This is a genomic window from Ralstonia sp. A12 (genome assembly GCF_000801955.1).
Taxonomy (GTDB): domain Bacteria; phylum Pseudomonadota; class Gammaproteobacteria; order Burkholderiales; family Burkholderiaceae; genus Ralstonia.
In genome coordinates, this window is the sequence record NZ_JSZO01000006.1 from 1 (window position 1) to 24,896 (window position 24,896).

Sequence of the window (24,896 nt, forward strand, 5' to 3'; positions counted from 1 at the left end):
CAAAAAAGCTGACAAGCCCGGAGCGCCGCGACCCCAGGGCCATATCGCGAGTACAGAGCCTTCGTTGGTAAGCTCAAATGCTGCTCACCATGCAGCACGGGCGCGATGCAGAGCCGCTACGCGGTCCAATTGCTCAAGAAGGTCTCGCGGGGCGGCCACACCCGTCGCAATTGCCGCCGCCTGAAGTAACTGGGCTAGCTGCTGCGGAGGGTTTCCGTCGTCATGAATCGCCTCATTCAGTAGGCCAACGGACATGCGAGGTGAGAGTAGTAGCGCGGGCGTTCTAATGTGCTCCCGCCACATTGTTGAGAACGCCTTCGCCAACGATGCTAGTGCTCCATCGAAACACACTACGCTCGACATCTTCGGCAACCATGCCAGAGCGATAGCTTGACAAGTCGCAGTCACTCTTGGCTTGCGGTGCTTCTCCAAAAGAAGCCGGAAAACTGCACCCAACCGGTCAATTGAAGGCACATTGACATCATTGAAGATCCCTGGAGCGTTACTTGCATTGACGGAAACGACACGCAAGGCAGTCCGCACGTCTTCAATCAAATAGGAGCTATAGGCTCGCACCTCGAAATCTCCAATCCAATCATCTGCAAGTGCATCCATTGAACCGCCAGAGAGCGCGCGGAGGAGTAGTGCCAGGGAAAATGCCGGCGCCATACCCATCGGAGCAGATCGATCAGCGTCTTCAATTTCGGCGTCGTAGAGCGACGCCGGATCCAAGGAACTCCTCTCTTGAGCCCGCCTTCGCCAAAAATACTCGTTTAGGCGATAGACGCAGCTAGACAAGCCTTCCAATTGGCCACTCGCAACTACTTCGTCACATCGAAGCGACCAGAACTGATAGCCAGCAGCTACCACTCTGGAGTCGCCTAGCAGTGAACGTAGGCGATCAATGCCGCTGATATTGACATTGAGAAGCGAGGCGATCTCCACCAAGAAGGCGGTCGCCATATCTGAAGGGAGTTTCGGCAGTTCAGCGATTTGCTTGTCTCGGCCTGGATTGCTGCATTGTCCAAGGATAGGTTCGTGAGCAGGCTCCGCTCCAAATTTTCCACGAAGTTGCTCCAGCATCCAGAGGAGCACATGACCACCAAGCTTCTTGGCTGCAAAAAGATCAAACTGCTTACTCGGATCGAAGTCTTGTTCAAAGGCTGACAGTCCTTCGAGTAGAAGCGAGATGACCCACGTCCTAGCTCCATCTTTGAAAGCACAGTACGCAGCATCAAATAAAGCACCTCCTGCTGTTGCGGGCATTGAGCTCTCGCTCGCGCTTCGAGCCGCGCTTTCAAACCACTCGGAAGCAGAGCCAAAGTCTCGAAGCGTGCCAGCCGCGATTCCAGCTTTGCGAAGAGTTAAAGGATCACGTACGAGCCGGTCTCCGTTGGAAGATATCCGCCATAGAGAGTCTTTCCACAGGTCCAAAGACTGCTTGAATTGTTGTCGACCAAAATAGACTGCTGCCTCCTGAGCAATCAACACGGGAGATTCCCCGAATTGCCCAGCCGCTTCACGCAGGCACGTGATGGCCTCCACGTTGCGAGACAGGTGGTCCTCGTATAGGATCGAAAGCACTCGGGCCACAGCGCCACCCATCGACGCTGCGCCCCACTCCTTCGCGCGGCGCAGCATTCGACGCATGGTTTGCTCAATAAGCTGCCAACGTGGCATCTCCCGATTGATCTCACTCCTCCAAGGCCCCTCAACGAAGAAATTGCTGTTGCAGAACAAAGGGATAGCAAATGCCTTCAACATGCGCTCGCGGGCCGCTGGCACTGATGATTCGAGCGCGTCTAGTAGGTCCCGTAGTAGGTCAATACTGTCGCAGCGAACAAAGTTGAAACCGAATAGCACCGCGATCCAATCTGCATCTTTTACCTCGCCGTAGGGACAAAGGTCAGCGCACAACTGCTTGTCGAAGGGCGCCTTGGTGAGCACGCCCTCTAAGCGATGCAACTCTTCGAGGGCGTGAATCAAGTTGTGTGCCCCAAAGGATTGTTCGGTCGAGTCGGCAATCGATATTGCCCACATGAACTGGATCACATCCCGCTGTTCTGTGTCCTCAATCCGACCGATTGCATCCTTCCACTCCATAGCCAAAGCCGGAAGCAGCGAAGGCTGTTGCTTCTTGGCTATTCGGAATTGCATCAATCTCAGAAGCGCAATGCTGCGCGCACTGAATCGCCCTACCCCCTTGTCATCATCGCGCCCAACAAACACCATGGGTAAGAGAAGCTCCGCCGCGGCACCTTCCAAGATCCGCCTTTCGGCTGAGAAGGAAACCATAAGCATGGCCAAACGCGCGTCGTCGCCACTTTCCCATGCGTGCATAAATAGCGGGAATGCTTTGTCTACTGAGACAGAATGCTCTCCCGTGATTGCGTCAAAGATGCAGGCATGTACGCGTGCCACCTTGGTCGAGGTCCACGCTTTCGTTGCCTGCTGAAAGAGCAATGCGGTGATTCTGTACTCCTTCGACCTGTGGCTTTCGACCCAGCGACCAACCAAGCGATCAAGAGCGTCCCCTGCTGCAGGTAGCCCCAAAAGAGACTCTCCCATCGATACGATTACTTGTCGGCCCAGAGGACAAAAAGCCAAGCTAAGGGAATAAAGCAGTTCGAGGTCTTGCTGTTGAAGCGTCCGTGCCGCCGTGTGTCGAGCGAAGGTACGTGCCTCCTCGATACTTGTTGGTGCATTGTTGAGCATGGTGCTCGGTGAATCTATCCAACCTGTAGCTTGCAGTTCCAACCCGAGAAGGTGGACCAGCTTGGGGTGACCGCCACCGCTTCGCGCAAGAATCGCTGATGCAAACTGTGGAGCCTTTTCGTCAGGGCAGCCTAGGTCGGACAGAAACTCTACTACCTCTTCGCGCGCAAGGTCAGGGACAGGGCAGATATGGATGCGATTTGTCCGCAACCTAGGATCGATCGCCTCAGGATTCACACCCTTCGCTGTAAGAATCAGAAAGCGCGACTGTCGAGCACACTCTTCGATCAACACGCAGAACCGCGCCCAAATAGCTTGGGCAATGCTGTTGGCGACTGGAAAATCGTCAACAATCACAGCTCCTTTCGAGGGTACCGTACGAATTGACACAAGTAGTTGATCTAGGGCTGAGGGCAAGGATGCGTCGCTCAAGGCGGATAAATCAACCCAGCACGCGACGCCGCCAAGCTCTTTTCCGATTAGACTGGCCACCGTTGTCTTTCCACGTCCCTCAGATCCGACGACCAAGATTGGGCTACCCTGCTTGACACTCGTTTCGACGAGTGAGCGACGCGGCAAATGAAATGGAGGTAGTGATGGCTCTACACCAAGCGTTGCCGATCCAAACTCAATGGCGCTGGGATACCCCAGGCCATGGCCACCGCAGGCGGCTAGCGCCTGCGCCAGAAGGGCACTTAGCCCTCGTCTTGCTGGCAACATGACGCTAGTTTTAGCTTCGAAAACCTTGATGAGGTCAGCCCGCGTCAAGCTGCGGAGTACTGGGTCTCTTTCTTTGATGATCTTCGTGCAATGATTCAGCAGACCATCGACAGCCTTGCGAGATTCATTTGAATCGATGTCGCGCTCGTCGCCGAACTCTATGGCCATCCGCTCTACAGCAAGCTGTACGGCCTCGGTAGAGGGTTCATTTGTCGCCCAAACGATGCGTTGAAATAGCTTCGACCGGAGTTGTCCCGCCTCGCCTAATTCAAGAAATCGCAGCAAACTGGGGGTACGCAATGTCGTGCCCAGATAGCGGGCGAGCCGCAAAGCGGCCTCGTCGTCCCCATCGGCAGCGATTCTCCAAAGGTCAATACCTCTGAGGCCATTAAAGGGATTGCCTTGCTCTGATCCGATATCGCCACGCGTGACAAACCGCATTTTTAGGGATGGGCGGTCACGGTTCCGTTCGATGTGCAACCAGAAGTTCTCAATGGCGTCGCGAACATCTTTGGAGCCGAGCGTAATATTTTTCCCGGAGTTCTTAACCTGAAACGTTTCAGCATCATCTCCATCCCCCATAAGGTCGAAGTCTTCGGCCCCCTCGAGATAGAGTACTTGGCCCGCCTCGAGACACATCCAGGCCTCGACGGAACGCCAAACTTGGTAGTCGTATCCCCGAAGCGCATCGATCGCTTGTCTGCGGATATCAGCTGCAAGCGGGGCTGAAGAGGTCTGTCTCTGAGTTGGATTCACGGATAGTTTTCCGGGCAAGGCCCCTCCAAGTCATAGTAAATACCCAAATTACATGGAGGCAAGGCGACATCAAGGGCAAAGGATATCTACAAATCTGATCACTGGATTAACTGCATTAGTGAGAATATGCCATGCCCTCTTTTTCTCCGCCTTTGGTTGGCAGGGGTACGCTAGGCATGCATTTGAGAAAAAACTTGAGCGCAGGCGCCCTTCCATGCGCTCTTGTCGCGAAACCGTTTGGACACGCTTGGCAACTGGCGCTCACTGGATCGAGAGCAATCGATCTTCGTATTGGATACTCGTGACATTGATCATCCCCACACATTCCAACAGCGATCCCCCGAGAAACCACATGGAGCGGCGCGCTGCCTTGCTTGTGTTGGTCCTCGAACCGCAGAAGCGTTTCTATCCGTGACTAGGTCGGCACGGCCTATAGGGGTTGCGAGTTGAAAACCTCAAGGAAAAACGCGCCGAGGTCACCCCCGGCGCGTTTTTCTTTGATCACTACAGCAAACGGGATCAACCCACGCTGCCGCCAGCCTCCTGCTGGCGGGGCATCAACACCAACGGCGCAGGTACCCAACGGTCCAGCCCCTTGAACAGCAAGACCAGAACACTCGACCCAGCAAGCACCGCCGCTGTGTTCGCCAGCGCAGCCGGATAGCCGATCTTCGCCACATTCAAGAACGGATAGGGATACCACCCACTCAAAGCGCCGTGCACGAAGGTGTACGCAAGCCATGCCGCCGGCCAGATGAGCGACAGCGCGACGGTCGACCACCCGATGCGGGGCCGGGGGCCAAACAGCAGCCAGCCGACCAGCGCCATCCATGGCGAGACGTAGTGAAAGCCGTTTGACGCCAGAAGCGCCAAGCCCGTTGCCTTCGAGATCGGCGCCAGCACGATGTGATACACCAGCCCCGTCGTCGCGATGCCGAGCAAACCATCCAGCCTGAGTACGCGCCACCATTTGCCATCTCGCGCAGGGTCCATCACGAGAGAGATGGCAGCCGCCGCAACCAGGAGGTTGCTTTGGATGGTGAAGTAGCTGAACAACCGGACAAGCCGCGTGGCAAGCGAGACCTGGCTGCCCACACCGCTGACGGTCACGCTGAGCTGCACGATCAGTGCAACGACAATGACGGCGGCCAACACGGCGTGCCATGCCCGTGCCGGCCGCATCGGTGATGCGCTGATCAACTCAGCCATGCATCACGCCATCCACTTGCGTGCATTGCGGAACATGCGCATCCACGGGCTGCTGCCGTCGCCGGCGGTTTCCCAGTCCTTCGGGTGCCAGCTCATCTGCACCGCACGGAACACGCGCTCCGGATGCGGCATCAGCGCGGTGAAGCGGCCGTCGTGCGTCGTCACCGAAGCAATGCCCTGCGGCGAGCCGTTCGGGTTCAGCGGGTACGTCTGCGTGACTTCGCCACGGTTGTCGACGTAGCGCAGGCCGACGGCCACCTTGTCGATGTCGCCTTGCTGCGAGAAATCGGCATAGCCCTCGCCGTGCGCGACGACGATGGGGATGCGGCTGCCTTCCATGCCCGCGTAGAAGATCGACGGAGACGCTTCCACCTGCACGGTCACCAGGCGGCCTTCGTACTGCTCCGACTGGTTGCGCGTGAACTTCGGCCATGCGCCCGCGCCCGGGATGATCGGGGCGAGGTTTGCCATCATCTGGCAGCCGTTGCACACGCCCAGCGCGATGGAATCGGTGCGGTTGAAGAACGCCGCAAACTGCTCGGCCAGCATGCCGTTGAAGAGGATCGTCTTCGCCCAGCCTTCGCCCGCGCCCAGCACGTCGCCGTAGCTGAAACCGCCGCAGGCGACGAAGCCCTTGAAGCCGGCCAGCGTGGTGCGGCCGGCCAGCAGGTCGCTCATATGGACGTCGTAGGTGTCGAAGCCGGCCTTGTCCATCGCGTAGGCCATTTCGATCTGCGAGTTCACGCCCTGCTCGCGCAGGATGGCCATGCGCGGGCGCGCGCCCGTGGCAATGAACGGCGCGGCCACGTCTTCCGCAATGTCGAACGTGAGCTTGGGCGAGATGCCCGGGTCTGCAGCGTCGAGGATGCGGTCGAATTCGCTCCGCGTGCACTCGGGGTTGTCGCGCAGACCAGCGATGCGCGAGGAAACGTCCGTCCAGGTGCGTTGCAGTTCGATGCGGGAGGCGCTGAAGACCTTCTTGGCGTCGCGCCAGATTTCGATATGGTCGTTGGCGTTCGGCGCGCCGATCACATGGCTGCAGCCGGCCAGGCCGTGCTCGCGCAGCACCGCAAAGACAGCGTCGCGCTGGGCCAGCGGCACCTGGATAACGGCGCCGAGTTCTTCGGAGAACAGTGCACGCAAAGTCAGATCAGCGCGACGGCCGGAGACTTGCTGCGCCCAGTTCTTGGCGTCGCCATGGTCCGCGCCGTGTTCGTCGAGCGTGAGCATGTCAACGTTGATCGACACGCCGCAATGGCCGGCAAAGGCCATTTCGCTGACGGTCGCCCACAGGCCGCCGTCGGAGCGGTCGTGGTAGGCGAGCAGCGAACCACTGGCGTTCAGTTGCTGGATCGCGGCGAAGAAGCGCTTGAGGTCTTCCGCGTCGTCCACGTCGGGCACGCTGTTGCCGATCTGCTGCGTGACCTGCGCCAGGATGCTGCCGCCCATGCGGTTCTTGCCACGGCCCAAGTCAATCAAAATCAGCGTGGTATCAGCTGGCGCGTTGGTCGATTCGACTTGCTTGAGCTGCGGGGTCAGCGTCTTGCGCACGTCCGTCACCGGCGCGAAGGCCGAGACGATGAGCGACACCGGCGCCACGACTTCCTTCGCTGCGCCCTCATCTTCCCACTTGGTGCGCATCGACAAGGAGTCCTTGCCCACCGGAATGCTGATGCCCAGTGCCGGGCACAGGTCCATGCCGACAGCCTTGACGGTGTCGTACAAACGGGCGTCTTCACCGTTCACGCCGCAGGCGGCCATCCAGTTGGCCGACAGCTTGAGTTGCGTGAGCGATTCGATCGGCGCAGCGGCGATGTTGGTGATGGATTCGCCGATCGCCATGCGGCCCGATGCCGGTGCATTGATGACGGCCAGCGGGGTGCGCTCGCCCATCGTCATCGCTTCGCCGGTGTAGCCCTTGTAGTCGAGCGTGGTGACGGCCACGTCAGCCACCGGTACCTGCCACGGGCCGACCATCTGGTCGCGCGTGTTCAGGCCGCCGACGGTGCGGTCACCGATGGTGATCAGGAACGACTTGCTGGCCACCGTCGGATGACGCAGCACGTCGCGTGCGACGACTTCCAGGTCCAGGCCGGTGACATCCACTTCCGGCAGTTCCTGCGCCACGCGGCGCACGTCGCGGTGCATGCGCGGCGGCTTACCGAGCAGCACGTCCATCGGCATGTTGACCGGGAAGTGGTCGGCGCCATCCACCGGAGCATCGCTGTCGACCACCTGCAGTTGCTGCTCGTCGGTAGCAAAACCGACCACCGAGAACGGCGCACGCTCGCGCTCACACATGGCCTGGAAGCGCGGGAAATCGCCCGGGGCGATGGCCAGCGTGTAGCGCTCTTGTGACTCGTTGCACCAGATTTCGGCCGGGCTCAGGCCCGACTCTTCGAGGTGCACCTGACGCAGGTCGAAGCGTGCACCCTTCTCAGCGCCGTCGACGATTTCCGGGAAGGCGTTGGAGATGCCGCCCGCGCCCACGTCGTGGATCGACAGGATCGGGTTGTCTTCGCCCAGTGCCCAGCAGGCGTTGATGACTTCCTGCGCGCGGCGCTGCATTTCGGGGTTGCCGCGCTGGACGGAATCGAAGTCCAGGTCAGCGGTGTTGGTGCCGGTTGCCATCGAGCTGGCAGCGCCGCCGCCCATGCCGATGCGCATGCCGGGGCCGCCCAGCTGGATCAGCAGCGTGCCGGCCGGCAGGCCGTGCTTGTGCGTGTGGCCGGCGTCGATGTTGCCGATGCCGCCGGCAATCATGATCGGCTTGTGATAGCCGCGCACGGTGCCGCCCACGTTTTGCTCGTAGACGCGGAAGTAGCCGCCCAGGTTGGGCCGGCCGAATTCGTTGTTGAACGCAGCGCCGCCGATCGGGCCTTCGATCATGATCTGCAGCGGCGAGGCAATGCGCTCGGGCTTGCCGATCGGGCCAGCGGCGGCTTCATCCGGATTGCGGTGTGCCACGGGCTGGGCCGTATCGCGGGCGTTTTCCCACGATTGCACAGCTTCGGGCAACAGCAGGTTCGACACGGTGAAGCCGGTCAGGCCAGCCTTGGGCTTGGCGCCACGGCCAGTCGCGCCTTCGTCGCGGATCTCCCCGCCCGCGCCGGTCGATGCGCCCGGGAACGGCGAGATGGCCGTCGGGTGGTTGTGTGTTTCCACCTTCATCAGCGTGTGCGTGAGCGCTTCGCGGCGGCCGTATTGCGGCACGCCCGTCACGGCTTCGGTGCCGGCGTGCGGGAACCAGCGCTCGGCCATGCCGCCTTCCATCACGGCAGCGTTGTCCGAGTACGCGACGATCGTGCCCTGCGGCGCGAGTTGATGCGTGTTGCGGATCATCGCGAAGAGCGATTTGTCCTGCGCCTCGCCGTCGATGGTCCAGTCGGCGTTGAAGATCTTGTGGCGGCAGTGCTCGCTGTTGGCCTGCGCGAACATCATCAGCTCGACGTCGGTCGGGTTGCGTTCGAGCTTGCGGTAGGCGTCGACCAGGTAGTCGATTTCGTCGTCGGACAGGGCCAGGCCCATTTCGACGTTGGCGGCTTGCAGGGCACGGTTGCCGGCGGCGGCATCGCCACTGCCCAGATCGACGAAGCGCAGTGCCTTGGCAGGCAGCACGTCGAACAGGCCGTAACCCGCTTCGCGCGAGTCGATCACGGCTTCGGTCATGCGATCGTGCAGGTGCTCAGCCACGGCGGCGCGGGTGGCGTCGTCCAGGTGCTTGCTGTTACCTGTCAAGGCGCGGATGAGACCCTTCTTGCACGTGACGGTGAATTCCACGCCGCGCTCGATGCGGTGGATCTGCGGCAGCGCGCAGTGGCGAGCGATTTCCGTCGCCTTGCTGGCCCACGGCGAGATCGTGCCGAAGCGCGGAATGACCACGAAGCGATCGCCCTCAACCTCAGCCGGCGCGGGCGAACCATAGGTCAGCAGCGCTTGCACACGGGCGGATTCATCGGCCGACAGCGGCGTGTCGGCGGCCACGAAATGCAGGTACTGGGCACTGACGGCTTCGATATCAGGATCGATGCGCTTGAGGGTGGAAAGCAGGCGTTGCTGGCGGAAGGCGGACAGCGCGAGAGCGCCGGGAAAGCACGAGAAATGCGCCATGGTGGGCAAGGCAGGCAGTAGCTGAAAGGAGGGTTCCCCGGCGTGCGCGGGAAAACCGCCATTGTACCTTGCCCTGCCCCTATTACCGACCCTCAAATCGGCCTGAAATGCCCTTGCCGTGGCCGGAACTGGCCGAAAAGACCAGTTTTACAGCGATGTGGCCGAGCGGGCGGCCTGCTCGTACAGGCCTGTGAGCACACGCAGCAGGCGCGCCAGTTCGCCAATTTCGGCGTTTTCCTCGCCGCTGGGCGAAATATTGCTGGTCAGGCACTGCTCGCGGATCTCGCGGTAGCGGGCGCAGGCCTTTTCGCCAGCCGCGGTGGTGGTGTAGGTGACTTCCTTGCCGCTACGCGTACCCTCCACCAGCTCCATCCCCTGCAGCTTCTTGAGGGAATACGTCACGAGGTGGGTGTCTTCCACGTTGAGCACGAAGCAGATGTCGGCCAGCCGCTTGGCACGACCACGATGGTTGACGTGGTGCACCACCAGCACATCGAGGAAAGTCAGGTCGCGCACGCCGGCAGCAGCCATGCAGCGCACGCACCAGCGGTTGTAGGCGTTGTAGGCCGTGTTGAGCGCAAATTCGAACTCCGACAGCTCCGGGCTGCGCGCCGACACCAGATGCGACGAAGAGACGATCGGCCCACCGGCACGTTCCCCTCTCTCGGCTTCGTTGGCGGCAGCTTGCGGCAGATCAGCTTTCGGGGTGGTCGGCGATTTAGACATGCGGGACATGCGCAACTCGGGTGCGAAAAGGGGCGGAATCGGTCTGAAACGCGGGCTATTGTAAGAGAATAGATCGTCATGTCTGTTCCGGCGCGTCCACAGTCCCGCAGTCACCATGTCCGCACATCCCACCTGGCGTGAAATCCTCATCAATGGCGCGCTGGCCGCGCACCACGGCGCCGACCTGCTTTTCGGCACCTCAGGTATTCGCGCGCTGGAAGCCTCCGCTTACCGCTCACTCGATCCGTTCACGCTGATGGCACGCGCCGGCGAGGCTGCCGCTGACTGGCTCCAGACCCGTGCCCCGCACGGGCATTTGCTGTTTGTTGCCGGCCCAGGCAACAACGGCGGCGATGCGCTCGTCGCGGCAACGGTGCTGCACCTGGCGGGGCACGCCGTCACCGTGTGGCTGGCCGCCGACCCGGCCAAGCTGCCCGACGATGCCCACCGCGCCTGGACCGAAGCGCGCGCAGCCAACGTGCCGATCGAACTTTTGCATACCACTGCCTCCGTACCGGCCACGACCACTGCCATCATCGATGGGCTGTTCGGCATTGGGTTGGCGCGGCCACTGGCCGGGCTGCATGCGGCGCTGGTCGACACGCTCAATACCAGCAGGCTGCCGGTCTATGCACTCGATATTCCCTCCGGGCTGAACGGCGACACGGGCCAGCCGCCCGCGCCGGAATCGCCTGTGGTGCAGGCACGGGCCACGCTCACCTTCCTCGCCGTCAAACCGGGCTTGCTGACCGGCGGCGGTCGCGATGCTGCCGGCGATATTGCACTGGCCGATCTGCAGGCCGCGCAGCCGGCGTACGACGGCGTGATCGAAGCGGAAGCGCTCATCAATACGCCCGCACGCTGGCTCGCTCATCTACCGCGCCGCAAGCACGATGGGCACAAGGGGTCGTATGGCAGCGTAGCGATCGTCGGCGGTGCGCATGGCATGGTGGGGGCGCCGCTGCTGACCGCGCGCGGTGCGCTGTACCTGGGCGCGGGTAAGGTGCATGTGGTATCGCTGGCGGCGGATGCGCCGCGCGTGGACCCCGCCCAGCCCGAACTGATGTTGCATACGTGGGGCACGCTTGACCTGGGTGGCATGCAAGCGCTGGCCGTGGGCCCGGGTATGAGTGCGTCCAAGGATGCCGAAGCCGCGCTCGACCACCTGCTGGATCGAATGCTGTCGTCGCGCATCCCCACCGTGTTCGACGCCGATGCGCTGAACCTGTTTGCCAAGGTGCCCGCACTGCTCGCCCATCTGACGCAACTGGCGCAAAGCGGCGTGCCCGTCGTGCTCACGCCGCATCCGCTTGAAGCAGCGCGCCTGCTGCAGGTGGATGCGCAGACCGTTCAACGTGACCGTCTGGCCGCAGCCAAGGCACTCGTCAACCGAACCGGGGCTGCTGTCGTACTCAAGGGCTCAGGCACTGTGATTGCTGCACCGGGCATGACGCCCGCTATCAACCCAACGGGCAATGGCGGTCTGGCCTCCGGCGGGACGGGCGACGTGCTGACCGGCATGGTGAGCGCGCTGCTTGCGCAAGGCGTGCCCGCCCGCGAGGCGGCGCTTTCCGCCGTCTGGCTGCACGGCCGTGCTGCGGACGATCTAGTCTCCTCGGGCGAGGGCCCGATCGGCCTGCATGCGAGTGAACTGTGCGCCCCGGCGCGGCGCGCACTCAACGCACTGCTGGCGTCGGACGCGCGCGGATAGAAAGACGTCATGTTGCGCCGTTATACTGCGCATTCGCTTTTGCTACTCAATGTCATACCGCATGCCCACAGCCCTTCCCGCCTGGCACTCCCTGACGCAACATGCCCAAACCATCCGCGCCGCGCATATGCGCGACTGGTTTGCTGCGCCGGACGCCGAGGAACGGGTGCGCGCCTTCACACTGGAAGCCGCGGGCCTGATGGTCGACTACTCAAAAAACCGCATTACCTCCGACACGCTCGCCCTGTTGCTGCAACTGGCCGAGGAAGCAGGCGTGCTTACGCTGCGCAGCGCCATGCTGCGCGGCGACCGCATCAACAACACCGAGCACCGTTCCGTCCTGCATGTCGCCCTGCGCGGCGGCGCTGAAGACGACTATCGCGCTGACGGCGAACCCGTCATGCCTGAGGTGCTGCGCGTGCGCGCCCAGATGCACGACTTTGCCAACCGTGTGCACAGCGGGGCCTGGACCGGCCACTCCGGCCAGCGCATCACGGATATCGTCAACATCGGCATTGGCGGCTCGGACCTCGGGCCGCGCATGGTGTGCCGCGCGCTCGACCATCTGGCGGTGCCGCAAGTGCGCGTGCATTTCGTCTCCAACGTTGACGGCACCGATCTGGCCGAGACGCTCGACCACCTGAACCCCGACACCACGCTTGCCATCGTCTGCTCCAAGACGTTCACCACGCTGGAGACCATGGCCAATGCGCACAGCATGCGCCGCTGGTTTGTCGAGCATGGCGTGGCGGAGGATCAGCTCAAGCACCACTTCGTCGCGGTCTCCACCAACCGTGAGGCTGTCGTCCAGTTCGGTATCGACCCTGACAACATGTTCACGTTCTGGGATTGGGTCGGCGGACGCTTCTCGCTGTGGTCTGCGGTGGGTCTGTCCATCGTGCTGGCGATTGGGCCGGAGCAGTTTGAGGCCATGCTCGATGGCGCGCGCACGATGGACCAGCACTTCGCTACAGCTGCGCCACGAGAGAACCTGCCTCTCATCCTCGGGATGCTGTCAGTGTGGTATCGCGGCTTCTTCAACGCAGCAAGCGCCTGCACAGTGCCTTATTGCGCGCCGCTGGAACTGCTGACCGATTTCATGCAGCAGTTGGAGATGGAGAGCAACGGCAAGTCGGTGCAACGCACGGGGGCCGCCGTCGATACCGATACCGGCCCCATCGTCTGGGGCACGGCCGGCACCAATGGCCAGCATGCGTACTTCCAGCTGATCCACCAGGGCTCGCAGATTGTGCCGGTGGATTTCATCACCACGCTGGAACCGGTGCGCAGCCTGCCGGGCCATCACGCCAAGCTGCTCGCCAACTGCTTTGCGCAGGGCGAAGCGCTATTGCGCGGCCGCACTGCAGATGAAGTGCGCGCGGGCGGCGTGACCGACGAAGCGCTGGTGCCGCACATGGTGTTTGAAGGCAACCGCCCCAGCACGACCATCCTGATGGAGCGGCTCGATGCCGCATCATTCGGCGCGCTGATCGCCTGCGCTGAACACCGCACCTTCGTGCAGGGCGCCGTGTGGAACATCAACTCGTTCGACCAGTGGGGCGTGGAGTTGGGCAAGAAACTCGCCAAGCCCATCCAGGCGGAGCTGGAAGGCGTGCCGGCCTCGGTGGCGCATGATGCATCCACGGCAGCATTGATCCGCCGCGCCAAGACAGCGCTCTAACCGATCAGAGTTCGGTGACGGTTTCGTCGCCGACCAGATGGCCAGCCTCGATCGTGAGAATGCGATTGCAGCGCGCGGCCACCGAGCGGTCATGGGTAACCAGTACCAGTGTGGAACCAGCGCTCTGGTTCAGCTCGAACATCAGCGCAATGACAGCCTCGCCGGTGGCGGTATCCAGGCTACCGGTCGGCTCATCTGCAAAGAGGATATCTGGTTCGGTGACGAACGCACGTGCCAACGCTACACGTTGCTGCTCGCCGCCCGACAAAGTCTTCGGATAGTGCGACAGACGTGCACCCAGACCAACGCGGTCCAGCAGCGTTGTGGCGCGACGGCGCATCTCCGTGGCATTCACATCGCCTTGCAGCTCAAGTGGCAGCATCACGTTCTCGAGCGCGGTCAGGTGCGGCAGCAACTGGAACGACTGGAATACAAAGCCCACGTGACTACCGCGAACTGCGGCTCGACCATCCTCATCCAGCCCGAACAAATCGTGGCCCAACAGCTTGACCTTACCGGAGCTCGGCAGGTCCAGGCCCGCCAGCAACCCAAGTAGCGTTGACTTGCCTGAGCCCGATGCGCCGACGATGGCCAACGTCTCACCCGCTTCCACACGAAAGCCAACATCGCTCAAAATAGGCAACTCACCGGTGGCATCGCGCACGGTCTTGTGCAGCGAATCGACTTCAATCACCCAGGTAGCGGAAGACGACATGATTGGACAAGTAGGTAGTAGAAGGCGCAGTGCGAAAGCGCTGGTAGTGGCACTCGGTTGCGCAGTGTTTGGCATGCTTCCGCTCTCACAGATGGCAGCAGCGCAAGGCGCGCCTGCAGCGCATCGCGTGGTCGTGCTAGGCGACAGCCTGTCTGCGGGATATGGCCTGGCGCAAGGCACCGGCTGGGTTGCGCTGCTCGACAAGCGACTCAAAGAGCGGAAGCCCGATTATAGCGTCGCCAACGCAAGCATCAGCGGCGACACCACGGCCGGCGGCCGTTCGCGCCTGCCCGCTGTGCTGGCGCGTGAGAAGCCTTCCGTTGTGATCGTTGAGCTTGGTGGCAACGACGCCCTGCGCGGCTTGTCGCTTGCCTCCAGCGAGGCCAACCTGAAGGCGATGATCGATGCGTCGCAAGCCTCGGGCGCGAAGGTGCTGCTGGTCGGCATGCGTATCCCACCCAACTATGGGCCTGATTACAGCGACCGGTTCTTCGCCATGTACGGCAAGCTGGCGCAGCAGTACAAGCTGCCGCTCGTTCCCTTCCTGCTGGAAGGCGTGGCGCAGCGCCCCGATTGGTTTCAGGAAGACCGCATTCACCCGATCGCGGCAGCCCAACCGACGATGCTCGACAACGTCTGGCCCAAGCTGGAACCACTGCTGAAGGCGCGGGTCGGAGGGTAACGGCCCGCCACGTCAGCTCGCAGAATAGTTAAGCGCACCGGGCCGCATCTCGCACGGGGGAAACACCATGAAGCTTCTGAGAAGCGCATTGCGCACAGCTCGGGACAACAAGCGGTTCCTGGTCGGCATGTCGTTGCTATTCGCATTCCGCGCCTGTATTGCCGACTGGGCTGTCGTGCCCAGCGGATCGATGAATCCGACACTCATCGAAGGTGACTACATCCTCATGAACCGGCTGGCCTACGGCGTGCGCGTACCGGCCACCACCGTCTGGCTCAAGCGCGGCGACGAACCCAAGCGCGGCGATGTCGTTGTGTTCTCCTCACCGGAAGATGGCACGAAACTGGTCAAGCGCCTGATCGGCCTGCCTGGTGATGTCATCGAGATGCGCGGCGAAGCGCTGTTCATCAACCACCAGCGCATCGCCTATACACCGTTGCCAGACATCGCACCCGGCGCTTTGCCGCAATCCACCGCAGCACTGCCGCACGAGCTTTGGTCCGAGACCCTTCCTGGGCGCGAGCACGCTGTGATGGTTCTGCCCGGTGTGGCAGCGTTGCGCAGCTTCGGCCCCATCACAGTGCCGGCGGATCACTACCTGATGCTCGGCGACAACCGCGACAACAGCCATGACTCGCGTTACTTTGGCCTGGTCTCACGCAAGAACCTCATCGCTCGTGCCTCGCATGTCGCGCTGTCGTTCGATCCCGAGCGCTGGTATATGCCGCGCCTGGCGCGCATCGGCAAGCCGCTCGACTGAGTTGCCTGGCCGGCAAAGAAAAAGCCCCTCATTGAGGGGCTTTTTTTGTCAGGCTTGCGATGATGCGCCGAGCTTATTCATCTGAGCTGGATGGCTTGGCAGCGTCGACCACACCGCTGTTGATCTTCACCTTCGCACGGGCCTTCAATGCCTCGTAGTAGGCGTTGAAGTCAGCCTGACCAGCAGCTTGCGCCAGTTGCTGCGCATCAGCGGCACGGCGAGCTTCATCCACATTGGCCGGCGGCAGCACCTTGTTGATGCGATACAGCGCATAGCCCTGCGCACCCAGATCGACACCAATGGTGGTCGGCAGCGTAGTGGCATCAGCACGCAGGATGGCCGTGAGTGCTGTCGGCGGCGTGCCCTGAGCCTGCTGACGCGACACAGTCTGCGCGGCGCTGAAACCGTCGGCGCTGTTGCTCTGTTTGACAGCAGCCAGCTTCTCTTCACCAGCCTTCTTGGCCAGCGCAGCCGCTTGTTCAGCAATTACCTTGGCCTTGACCTGCTCACGCACATCAGCCAGCTTCTTGACCGTCGCCGGACGATACTCAGCCGCACGCGCTGCCACGAGCGTGGTCGGGCCAACCTGGATGGCTGCCGTGTTGCGATGGTTCTTGATGACGTCGTCGGCAAACAGTGCCTTGAGCACCTTTTCATTGCCGATCGGGCTGCTCGCCAGCGCCGGGGTCGGTGTGCGGGTCACGTTGTCGGCCGTTTGCACTTGCAGCTTGAGCTTGTCGGCCACCGGCTTCAGGCTGTCGGACTGGTCTTCGACTGCATTGGAAAACGCGTCGGCCAACTCGGTGTACTTCTTGTTGGCCAGTTGCGTACGCACTTCGCGCTCCAGCTCCGGCTTGACGGCTTCCAGCGGCTGCACACCGCCACCCTTCACTTCCTCAAGCTTGATGATGTGGAAACCGAAATCGCTCTGCACCACGTCGCTGATGTCACCCGGCTGCTTGAGCGCAAACAGCGCGTTCTCGAACGGCGGGACGGTCGCGCCTTTACCCAGGAAGCCCAACTCACCGCCTTGTGCGGCCGAGCCCGGATCGCCCGAGTACTTCTTGGCCAGTTCAGCGAAGCTCGCGGGGTTCTTGCGCACTTCGGCCAGGACTTCCTCTGCCTTCTTCTTGGCAGCATCCTTATCAGCAGCCTTAGCGTTGTCCGGCAGCTTGATCAGGATGTGCGCAGCGCGGCGTTCTTCCTGCGTCTTGAAGCGCGCGGCGTTCTGATCGTAGTACTCCTTGATCTGCTCAGGCGTAACCGGAATCTGCTTCATCATGTCTTCGCCCGAGAACACCACGTACTCGGCCTTGACTTGCTCCGGCACCGAAAACTCTTGCTGATGCGCGTCGTAATAAGCCTGGATGGCCTTGTCGTCGACGTTGACCTTGGCAGCGTAGTCGGCCGGCTTGAACAACAGGGCCTGCACTTCGCGCTGTTGGTCACGCACCTGGATCAGGTGGTCCACCAGCGACTTCGGCACAAAGGCCGTCGACACGATCGACTGCGGAAGCTGCTGCTGCGCAAGCTCAAAGCGCAGGTTGCCTTCCAACTGCTCAGGCGTCATGTTCTGCGCAGCCAGCAGTTGCACGTAGGCTTGCTCGTCGAACGAGCCATCCGGCTTGCGCAGTGCGGCTACGGCCGGGATCTGCAAAATGGTGTCGCGGATCTTCTCGTTCGAGACGTTCAGGTTGGCATGCGCGACTTCATTGGAAAGCACGCGCTGCTGAATGATGCCGTCCAGCACATCGCGACGCATCTGTGGGCCTTCGAACTGACGTGGGTCGTACTGCGCGCCCAGCATCTGGCGCAAACGGTCGGTCTGCTCGCGCACGCGGTTGTCGACCTCTGCAGTCGTAATGACCTTGCCGTCTACCTTGGCTGCATCGTGCGAGCTGTCCATGAAGCTCGAATAGCTTTGCACGCCAAAAAACACGAACGATGGGAACACCAGAATCAGCAGCACCAGAAACATCAAGCGCCGATGCGTACGTACGAATTCAAGCATGCTGGACCGGGGTGAATAGAAGATGGGAAATCCGGCGATTCTATCAGGTGCCGCCAACATTCCGGACATTCGCAGCACAGTGTTCAGACATGCGCCTGCAACACTGCCGCCGCAGAAAAGACAAAGGCCCGAACAAGTCGGGCCTTTGCTGTGTTCTGGCGGAGCGGACGGGACTCGAACCCGCGACCCCCGGCGTGACAGGCCGGTATTCTAACCGACTGAACTACCGCTCCAGATTGGGTCGGACTGCACGATGCGCGAAGCGGCACTGCGAACGATGGTGGGTGCTGAGAGGCTCGAACTCCCGACCCGCGCCTTGTAAGGGCGCTGCTCTACCAACTGAGCTAAGCACCCGTCCGCAATACCGGCACAAGCCGGACTGTCCGGCACTCACATTCGTTGTCACCCGAATGTTGTGAGCACCAAAGCCCGCTAGTTTAGCGCATCTTTCAGCGCTTTGCCAGGTTTGAATTTCGCAACCTTGCCACCCTCGATTGTGATGGTGGCTCCGGTGCGTGGATTGCGCCCGTTGCGCGAAGATCGCTTGCCGACCAGGAACGTGCCGAAGCCGACCAGCGTAACCGATCCGCCGTCGCACAGCGCATCTTTGATGCCGCCGATCAGCGCGTCGATGGCGCGCCCGGCTGCAGCTTTTGACATGTCGGTCTGTGCCGCCACATGGTCGATGAGATCCGTCTTGTTCATCGCGCCACCTCCCCGAACACCCGCTTAGTGTGGATTTATTAAAGTGGCCGCCAATCGACGTGTCAAGGCGAAGAGCCCAACGCCAAACACGCCGACTGCATCGCACGCAATCCAAAGAAAAAGAGCCCGAACAATGTCGGGCCCTTCTTCAACTCAGGCAAGCTGAGGCATCAGTGATGCACCATCTCCTGCGCCTTGCCGTCGTCAGTCTTGGTGGCTTCGGGCGCCGGCTTGGCTTCCTCTTCCGGCAGCGGTTCGGGCTTGCGCACCAGCGCGAGTTCCAACACCTTGTCGATCCAGCGCACCGGCTGGATCTCGATGCTGTTCTTCACGTTGTCCGGAATGTCCGTCAGATCCTTGACGTTCTCTTCCGGGATCAGCACCAGCTTGATGCCACCACGGTGCGCGGCCAGCAACTTTTCCTTCAGCCCACCAATCGGCAGCACTTCACCGCGCAGCGTGATCTCACCGGTCATCGCCACATCAGCACGCACCGGAATACCGGTCAGCACCGACACCAGCGCCGTCGTCATCGCAATACCCGCCGACGGACCGTCCTTGGGCGTTGCGCCTTCAGGCACGTGGATGTGAATGTCACGCTTCTCGAACATCTCATCCTTGATACCCAGACGTGCGGAGCGCGAACGCACCACCGAACGTGCAGCCTCGACCGATTCCTTCATCACGTCGCCCAGCGAACCGGTGCGGGTGATATTGCCCTTGCCCGGCATCAGCGCGGCTTCGATGGTCAGCAGATCGCCGCCCACTTCCGTCCACGCCAGACCTGTGACTTGACCAACCTGGTCTTCCTTGCCGGCGAGACCAAAGTCGAATCGACGCACGCCGAGGAATTTGTCCAGGTTGTCCGAATCCACCTTCACGGACGTGCTGGCTTCCTTCTTCAGCAGCAGTTGCTTGACGACCTTACGGCAGATCTTCGAGACCTCGCGCTCCAGCGAACGCACACCGGCTTCCCGCGTGTAGTAGCGGATGATGTCGCGCAGCGCGCCTTCAGCCACCTCGATCTCGCCTTCCTTCAGACCATTGTTCTTGACCTGCTTGGGCAGCAGGTAGCGGCGGGCGATGTTGACCTTTTCATCTTCCGTGTAGCCCGACAGGCGGATCACTTCCATCCGGTCCAGCAGCGGCGCCGGGATGTTCAGCGAGTTCGACGTCGCCACGAACATCACGTCCGACAGGTCAAAGTCCACTTCGATGTAGTGGTCCTGGAACGTGTGGTTCTGTTCCGGGTCCAGCACTTCGAGCAGCGCCGACGACGGGTCACCGCGGAAATCCGCGCCCATCTTGTCGATCTCGTCGAGCAAGAACAGCGGGTTGCGCACGCCAACCTTGGTCAGGCTCTGCAGGATCTTGCCCGGCATCGACCCGATATAGGTACGGCGGTGACCACGGATCTCGGCCTCGTCACGCACACCACCCAGTGCCATGCGCACGAACTTGCGGTTCGTTGCACGCGCCACCGACTGCCCAAGCGAAGTCTTACCCACACCCGGCGGCCCGACGAGGCACAGGATCGGCGCCTTCAGCTTGTCGACACGCTGCTGTACCGCGAGGTACTCGAGAATGCGCTCCTTGACCTTTTCCAGACCATAGTGGTCGGTGTCCAGCACCTGTTCAGCGTTCGACAAGTCATTGTTGACCTTGCTCTTCTTGCGCCACGGCAGGCCTACGAGCGTGTCAATGTAGTTGCGCACGACCGTTGCCTCGGCCGACATCGGCGACATCAGCTTGAGCTTCTTGAACTCGGAGTCAGCCTTCTTCTTGGCTTCCTTGGGCATGCGAGCGGCTTTGATCTTCTTGTCCAACTCTTCAAGATCAGCACCTTCTTCACCTTCGCCCAATTCCTTCTGGATGGCCTTGACCTGCTCGTTCAGGTAATACTCGCGCTGGCTCTTCTCCATCTGGCGCTTAACGCGGCCGCGGATGCGCTTTTCCACCTGCAGGATGTCGATCTCACCTTCCAGCTGCGACAGCAGGCTCTCCAGACGTTCAGTCACATTGAACATCTCGAGAATCTTCTGCTTCTGCTCGAGCTTGATCGGCAGATGCGCGGCGATGGTGTCAGCCAGACGACCCGGCTCATCGATGCCCGACAGCGAGGTCAGGATCTCCGGCGGGATCTTCTTGTTCAGCTTCACGTACTGGTCGAACTGCGACACGATGGCGCGACGCAGCGCCTCGGTCTCAGCCGATTCAGTCGGCTCCGGGCCGACGGGCACCGCCTCGCAGAAGAAGTGCGATTCGTCGTCGGTCACGGTCAGAATATTCGCGCGTTGCGTGCCCTCGACCAGCACCTTCACGGTGCCGTCCGGCAGCTTCAGCATTTGCAGGATGTTGGCGATACAACCGACCTCGTAGAGGTCCTTGTCGGTCGGCTCATCCTTGGCGGCGGTTTTTTGCGCCACGAGCATGATGCTCTTGCCCGCTTCCATCGCGGCTTCCAGCGCCTTGATGGACTTGGGGCGCCCCACGAACAGCGGAATCACCATGTGCGGAAACACCACCACGTCGCGCAACGGCAACAGCGGCAGGCGAATCTGCTCAGCGGGTAAAAGTTGGGTTCCGGACATTATTTTCCCCAGAAAGTCATGTAAGGGCTAAATTGGGCGCAGTGGCGGTTTTACAAGGCCGCCGCTGCAAGTCGCGTGCCGACCCGGTTTCCCGAAGCAAAAAAGCCGCTCGCATGCGAACGGCTTCCTGCGTGGGACGCATACGGCGCATCCCGGCCGGGCATTCGCGTCAGTTGGAACCTGCAACCTTGGGTTGCTCTTCGTAAATCAGCAAGGGCTTGCCGTCACCGGAGATCGTACTTTCATCGATCACCACCTTCTGCACACCCTTGTGGTTAGGGAGGTCATACATCACATCCATCAAAGCGTGCTCGACGATGGAACGCAGACCGCGCGCCCCCGTCTTGCGCTTGATCGCCTTGCGGGCGATTGCCGTCAGCGCGCTCGGACGGATTTCCAGCTCCACCCCTTCCATAGCCAGCAGTTTTTGGTACTGCTTGACGATTGCATTCTTAGGCTCGACCAAGATCTCCATCAAGGCGGCCTCATCGAGCTTGGCCAGCGTTGCCACCACGGGCAGACGGCCAATCAGCTCGGGAATTAGACCGAACTTGATCAGATCCTCCGGCTCTACCTGCGGCAGCACTTCGTTGACATCGCGCTCTTCCTTACTCTGCACTTCCGCGCCGAAACCGATCCCGGTCTTATCGGAGCGCTGCCGGATGATCTTTTCCAGACCATCAAATGCGCCACCGCAAATGAACAGGATGTTGGTGGTATCGACCTGCAGGAAATCCTGATTCGGATGTTTACGGCCACCTTGCGGCGGCACCGAAGCCATGGTCCCTTCGACCAACTTGAGCAGTGCCTGCTGCACACCTTCCCCAGAAACGTCTCGGGTGATGGACGGGTTGTCTGACTTGCGCGAAATCTTGTCGATTTCGTCGATGTAGACGATGCCGCGCTGCGCCTTGTCCACTTCGTAATTGCAATTCTGCAGCAGCTTTTGGATGATGTTTTCGACATCCTCGCCTACGTAACCGGCTTCGGTCAGCGTGGTGGCATCGGCGATGACGAACGGCACGTTCAGCAAACGTGCCAGCGTTTGTGCAAGCAGGGTCTTGCCCGAGCCAGTCGGCCCGATGAGCAGAATGTTGCTCTTGGACAGCTCGACATCATCTTTCTTGCCGAGGTGCTTCAAACGCTTGTAATGGTTGTAGACCGCGACCGCCAGAATCTTCTTGGCCTGCTCCTGACCAATCACATATTGGTCGAGGCTTTGACGAATTTCATGTGGCGTGGGCAGATCGGACTTGACCGCAAGACCACCTTCCTTCTCGGAGATGGCGGCTTCGTCCCGGATGATTTCATTGCACAGGTCGATACATTCATCGCAGATGAAGACCGAGGGGCCGGCAATCAGTTTCTTGACCTCATGCTGACTCTTGCCGCAGAACGAGCAGTACAGCAGCTTTTCGCCAGTCGAGCCTTTCTTGTCCGCCATAACGATAACCAGTAGTTCCTGGCAGCATCATACGCCAAATTATCTGGCGACGACCCGCAGGTGTTGCACAAAGCAAAAACGAGGCGCGAAGCCTCGTTTTTGACACCGCTTGATACAGCCGGCGCGGCTTATCTGGTGTGCCGCAAGACGCACCGAGAGCCGCGTTTGTCCACGACTCAACGCTTGCTGATGACCTGGTCGATCAGACCATATTCCTTGGCCTGCTCGCTGCTCATGAAGTTGTCGCGATCCGTGTCGCGGGCGATCTTGTCGACCGGCTGACCGGTCGCCTCCGAAAGCACCGTATTCAGGCGCTCACGCAGGTACAGGATTTCGCGAGCCTGGATCTCGATATCCGAGGCCTGGCCGCGCGCGCCGCCCAGCGGTTGGTGGATCATGATGCGCGAATTCGGCAGCGCCAAGCGCTTACCCTTCGCACCAGCTGCCAGCAGGAACGCGCCCATGCTGGCTGCCATGCCCATGCACAGCGTCGACACATCCGGCTTGATGAACTGCATCGTGTCGTACATCGCCAGACCGGACGAGACAGAGCCCCCCGGCGAGTTGATGTACAGCGAGATGTCCTTGTCCGGATTCTCACTTTCCAAGAACAACAGTTGTGCCACCACGAGGTTGGCAGTCTGGTCGTTGACCTCGCCCACCATGAAGATCACTCGCTCTTTAAGCAGGCGCGAGTAGATGTCGTAGGCGCGTTCGCCGCGGCCCGACTGCTCGACCACCATCGGCACCAGACCGAGCCCCTGCGTTTCGAGCGCGGAAGCCTGGGTGCGGGCAAGTTGGTCGATCAGTTCATTGCGGATCATGCGGTTCTCCGGTGCGTGGATCGATCGAATCAGCCTTGCGCCGGGGTGGCGGTCAGCTCTTCGAACGACACAGCCTTGTCAGTAACCTTGGCCTTGTCGCACACAAAATTTACCACGTTGTTTTCGAGCACGTAGGCTTCCATTTCGGCCAGGCGCTGTTGGTCACCGTAGTACCAGCGGATGACTTCCTTCGGATCTTCGTAGCTCTTGGCGAACTCTTCGATCTCAGCCTTGATCTGCTCCGGCTTGGCTTCCAGGCTGTGCGCCTTCACGACTTCCGCCAGCACCAGACCCAGCTTCACGCGGCGCTCAGCTTGTTGCGTGAACATCTCTGCCGGGATCGGCATGTTCTTGGCGTTTGGCATGCCGCGCTGTTCCAGATCGCGACGGGCCATTTCAACCAGGCGTTCTTGATCTTGTTCGACCAGCGACTTCGGCACGTCCAGCTCTGCCACCTTCAGCAGCGCTTCCATGACTTGATCCTTGAGCAACGCGTGCGTGCGGCGCTTGACTTCACGCTCGAGGTTTTCGCGGATGTCGGCGCGCATCTTGTCGAGGTTGCCGTCGGCGATGCCCAGCGATTGCGCGAAGGCTTCGTTGACTTCCGGCAGGTGTGCCCACTCGACTTGCTTGAGCGTAACGGTGAATTCAGCCGTCTTACCGGCCACGTCCTTACCGTGGTAGTCCTCAGGGAAGGCCAGCGGGAACACCTTCGATTCGCCTTGCTTCAGGCCCAGCGTGGCTTGCTCGAACTCGGGCAGCATGCGGCCCTCACCCAGCACGAAGCTGAAACCTTCAGCCTTGCCACCAGCGAATTCCACGCCGTCGATCGTGCCGACGAAGTCGACCGTCACGCGGTCGCCATTTTGTGCAACAGCTGCGCCGCCGTCACCGTGCTCGCCGGCTTCGCCGCGCGTGTGGTAGTGCACGCGTTGCTTGCGCAGGATGTCCAGCGTCTTGTCGATTTCAGCGTCGGTGATCTCGGTCTTGGTGCGGGTCAGTTCCGCGCTGGCCAGATCGCCCAGCTTGACTTCCGGATACACCTCGAAGGTGGCGTCAAATGCGACTTGGTCGTCTGCCACGCCTTCGGTCTTCAGCTCGAAGCGCGGTTGGCCGGCAACCTTCACGCCTTGCTCGTTGGTGATGTCGAAGAACTGGCGTGCAGCCTTGTCGTAGCGCACTTCGAATTCGACTTGTTGGCCGTATTGCTTCTCGACCATCTTCATCGGGACCTTGCCCGGGCGGAAGCCAGACATCTTGACGGTCTTGGACAGACGCGCCAGACGGCTTTGCTTCTCTTGCTCCACTTCGGCCTTCGGGACAGCCAGGGTCACTTTGCGATCAAGCTTGCCGAGGTTTTCGATAGTCGACATGGTCGTAATTCCAGATTCAGATGAAAGTTGCGTCGAACGGCGCAGCGCCAGCAGCAGCCGTGGTTCAGAGTTCTTGGTCTTGCCGGGCTTGGCTCAAATGCGGCGCGAGGGCCGCTCAGATAAATAACACTTCTGCGGCACAACGGGCGCGTTCGGGCTGGCA

The 24,896-nt window shown here is 61.0% G+C and carries 15 protein-coding genes and 2 tRNA genes; 4 read left to right on the forward strand and 13 right to left on the reverse strand.

The window, feature by feature from the left end:
* Positions 1 to 84: 84 nt before the first annotated feature.
* From PI87_RS09070 to PI87_RS09085, 4 genes are all read right to left on the reverse strand, one after another.
* The gene (locus PI87_RS09070) at positions 85 to 4,191 is read right to left on the reverse strand and encodes a hypothetical protein (protein WP_157003104.1); all 4,107 of its coding nucleotides are present in this window, start codon (positions 4,189 to 4,191) and stop codon (positions 85 to 87) included.
* Between the two features lie 519 nt (positions 4,192 to 4,710).
* Complete coding sequence (locus PI87_RS09075; RefSeq protein ID WP_198139538.1) at positions 4,711 to 5,400, reverse strand: Pr6Pr family membrane protein; 690 nt, start codon at positions 5,398 to 5,400, stop codon at positions 4,711 to 4,713.
* Between the two features lie 3 nt (positions 5,401 to 5,403).
* Complete coding sequence (gene purL, locus PI87_RS09080) at positions 5,404 to 9,510, reverse strand: phosphoribosylformylglycinamidine synthase (RefSeq protein ID WP_039597402.1); 4,107 nt, start codon at positions 9,508 to 9,510, stop codon at positions 5,404 to 5,406.
* Positions 9,511 to 9,657: 147 nt separating this feature from the next.
* Positions 9,658 to 10,236 (reverse strand): winged helix DNA-binding protein, encoded by a 579-nt coding sequence (locus PI87_RS09085; protein ID WP_039597403.1) that lies wholly within the window; start codon positions 10,234 to 10,236, stop codon positions 9,658 to 9,660.
* A gap of 115 nt (positions 10,237 to 10,351) precedes the next feature.
* Between PI87_RS09085 and PI87_RS09090 the strand changes: the two genes are divergently transcribed.
* On the forward strand, positions 10,352 to 11,947 hold the full coding sequence (locus PI87_RS09090) for an NAD(P)H-hydrate dehydratase (protein ID WP_039597404.1): 1,596 nt from the start codon (positions 10,352 to 10,354) through the stop codon (positions 11,945 to 11,947).
* Between the two features lie 61 nt (positions 11,948 to 12,008).
* Positions 12,009 to 13,628 carry a glucose-6-phosphate isomerase gene (gene pgi, locus PI87_RS09095; protein WP_039597568.1) on the forward strand — a complete coding sequence of 540 codons (1,620 nt, stop codon included), beginning with the start codon at positions 12,009 to 12,011 and terminating at the stop codon, positions 13,626 to 13,628.
* Positions 13,629 to 13,632: 4 nt separating this feature from the next.
* Here pgi and PI87_RS09100 read toward each other — a convergent pair whose 3' ends face one another.
* Positions 13,633 to 14,343 (reverse strand): ABC transporter ATP-binding protein, encoded by a 711-nt coding sequence (locus tag PI87_RS09100; RefSeq protein ID WP_039597405.1) that lies wholly within the window; start codon positions 14,341 to 14,343, stop codon positions 13,633 to 13,635.
* Between the two features lie 73 nt (positions 14,344 to 14,416).
* Between PI87_RS09100 and PI87_RS09105 the strand changes: the two genes are divergently transcribed.
* Both PI87_RS09105 and lepB read left to right on the forward strand, forming a co-directional pair.
* On the forward strand, positions 14,417 to 15,025 hold the full coding sequence (locus PI87_RS09105; RefSeq protein WP_039597406.1) for an arylesterase: 609 nt from the start codon (positions 14,417 to 14,419) through the stop codon (positions 15,023 to 15,025).
* Between the two features lie 67 nt (positions 15,026 to 15,092).
* On the forward strand, positions 15,093 to 15,785 hold the full coding sequence (gene lepB / locus PI87_RS09110) for a signal peptidase I (RefSeq protein ID WP_039597407.1): 693 nt from the start codon (positions 15,093 to 15,095) through the stop codon (positions 15,783 to 15,785).
* 73 nt (positions 15,786 to 15,858) lie between these two features.
* Here lepB and PI87_RS09115 read toward each other — a convergent pair whose 3' ends face one another.
* The 8 genes from PI87_RS09115 to tig form a co-directional block, all read right to left on the reverse strand.
* Entirely contained in the window at positions 15,859 to 17,796 is a 1,938-nt protein-coding gene (locus PI87_RS09115; RefSeq protein ID WP_039597408.1) for a SurA N-terminal domain-containing protein, read from the reverse strand.
* Between the two features lie 156 nt (positions 17,797 to 17,952).
* Positions 17,953 to 18,029 (reverse strand) — tRNA-Asp (locus tag PI87_RS09120).
* Positions 18,030 to 18,074: 45 nt separating this feature from the next.
* A tRNA-Val gene (locus tag PI87_RS09125) sits at positions 18,075 to 18,150 on the reverse strand.
* Positions 18,151 to 18,228: 78 nt separating this feature from the next.
* Positions 18,229 to 18,501, reverse strand: coding sequence for an HU family DNA-binding protein (locus tag PI87_RS09130; protein WP_021194571.1), 273 nt, complete (start codon positions 18,499 to 18,501; stop codon positions 18,229 to 18,231).
* A gap of 170 nt (positions 18,502 to 18,671) precedes the next feature.
* Positions 18,672 to 21,092, reverse strand: coding sequence for an endopeptidase La (gene lon, locus PI87_RS09135; RefSeq protein WP_039597409.1), 2,421 nt, complete (start codon positions 21,090 to 21,092; stop codon positions 18,672 to 18,674).
* A gap of 169 nt (positions 21,093 to 21,261) precedes the next feature.
* Positions 21,262 to 22,536, reverse strand: coding sequence for an ATP-dependent Clp protease ATP-binding subunit ClpX (gene clpX, locus PI87_RS09140; protein ID WP_039597410.1), 1,275 nt, complete (start codon positions 22,534 to 22,536; stop codon positions 21,262 to 21,264).
* A gap of 176 nt (positions 22,537 to 22,712) precedes the next feature.
* The gene (clpP, locus tag PI87_RS09145; protein WP_021194574.1) at positions 22,713 to 23,360 is read right to left on the reverse strand and encodes an ATP-dependent Clp endopeptidase proteolytic subunit ClpP; all 648 of its coding nucleotides are present in this window, start codon (positions 23,358 to 23,360) and stop codon (positions 22,713 to 22,715) included.
* A gap of 29 nt (positions 23,361 to 23,389) precedes the next feature.
* Positions 23,390 to 24,733, reverse strand: coding sequence for a trigger factor (gene tig, locus PI87_RS09150; RefSeq protein WP_039597411.1), 1,344 nt, complete (start codon positions 24,731 to 24,733; stop codon positions 23,390 to 23,392).
* Positions 24,734 to 24,896: the final 163 nt, after the last annotated feature.

Coding starts and splice junctions, on each gene's coding strand:
- lepB (WP_039597407.1), top strand. CDS start 15,093: ATGAAGCTTCTGAGAAGCGCATTGCGCACAGCTCGGGACAACAAGCGG.
- pgi (WP_039597568.1), top strand. CDS start 12,009: ATGCCCACAGCCCTTCCCGCCTGGCACTCCCTGACGCAACATGCCCAA.
- PI87_RS09115 (WP_039597408.1), bottom strand. CDS start 17,796: ATGCTTGAATTCGTACGTACGCATCGGCGCTTGATGTTTCTGGTGCTG.
- PI87_RS09100 (WP_039597405.1), bottom strand. CDS start 14,343: ATGTCGTCTTCCGCTACCTGGGTGATTGAAGTCGATTCGCTGCACAAG.
- tig (WP_039597411.1), bottom strand. CDS start 24,733: ATGTCGACTATCGAAAACCTCGGCAAGCTTGATCGCAAAGTGACCCTG.
- PI87_RS09090 (WP_039597404.1), top strand. CDS start 10,352: ATGTCCGCACATCCCACCTGGCGTGAAATCCTCATCAATGGCGCGCTG.
- PI87_RS09075 (WP_198139538.1), bottom strand. CDS start 5,400: ATGGCTGAGTTGATCAGCGCATCACCGATGCGGCCGGCACGGGCATGG.
- lon (WP_039597409.1), bottom strand. CDS start 21,092: ATGTCCGGAACCCAACTTTTACCCGCTGAGCAGATTCGCCTGCCGCTG.
- PI87_RS09130 (WP_021194571.1), bottom strand. CDS start 18,501: ATGAACAAGACGGATCTCATCGACCATGTGGCGGCACAGACCGACATG.
- clpP (WP_021194574.1), bottom strand. CDS start 23,360: ATGATCCGCAATGAACTGATCGACCAACTTGCCCGCACCCAGGCTTCC.
- PI87_RS09085 (WP_039597403.1), bottom strand. CDS start 10,236: ATGTCTAAATCGCCGACCACCCCGAAAGCTGATCTGCCGCAAGCTGCC.
- purL (WP_039597402.1), bottom strand. CDS start 9,510: ATGGCGCATTTCTCGTGCTTTCCCGGCGCTCTCGCGCTGTCCGCCTTC.
- PI87_RS09105 (WP_039597406.1), top strand. CDS start 14,417: ATGCTTCCGCTCTCACAGATGGCAGCAGCGCAAGGCGCGCCTGCAGCG.
- clpX (WP_039597410.1), bottom strand. CDS start 22,536: ATGGCGGACAAGAAAGGCTCGACTGGCGAAAAGCTGCTGTACTGCTCG.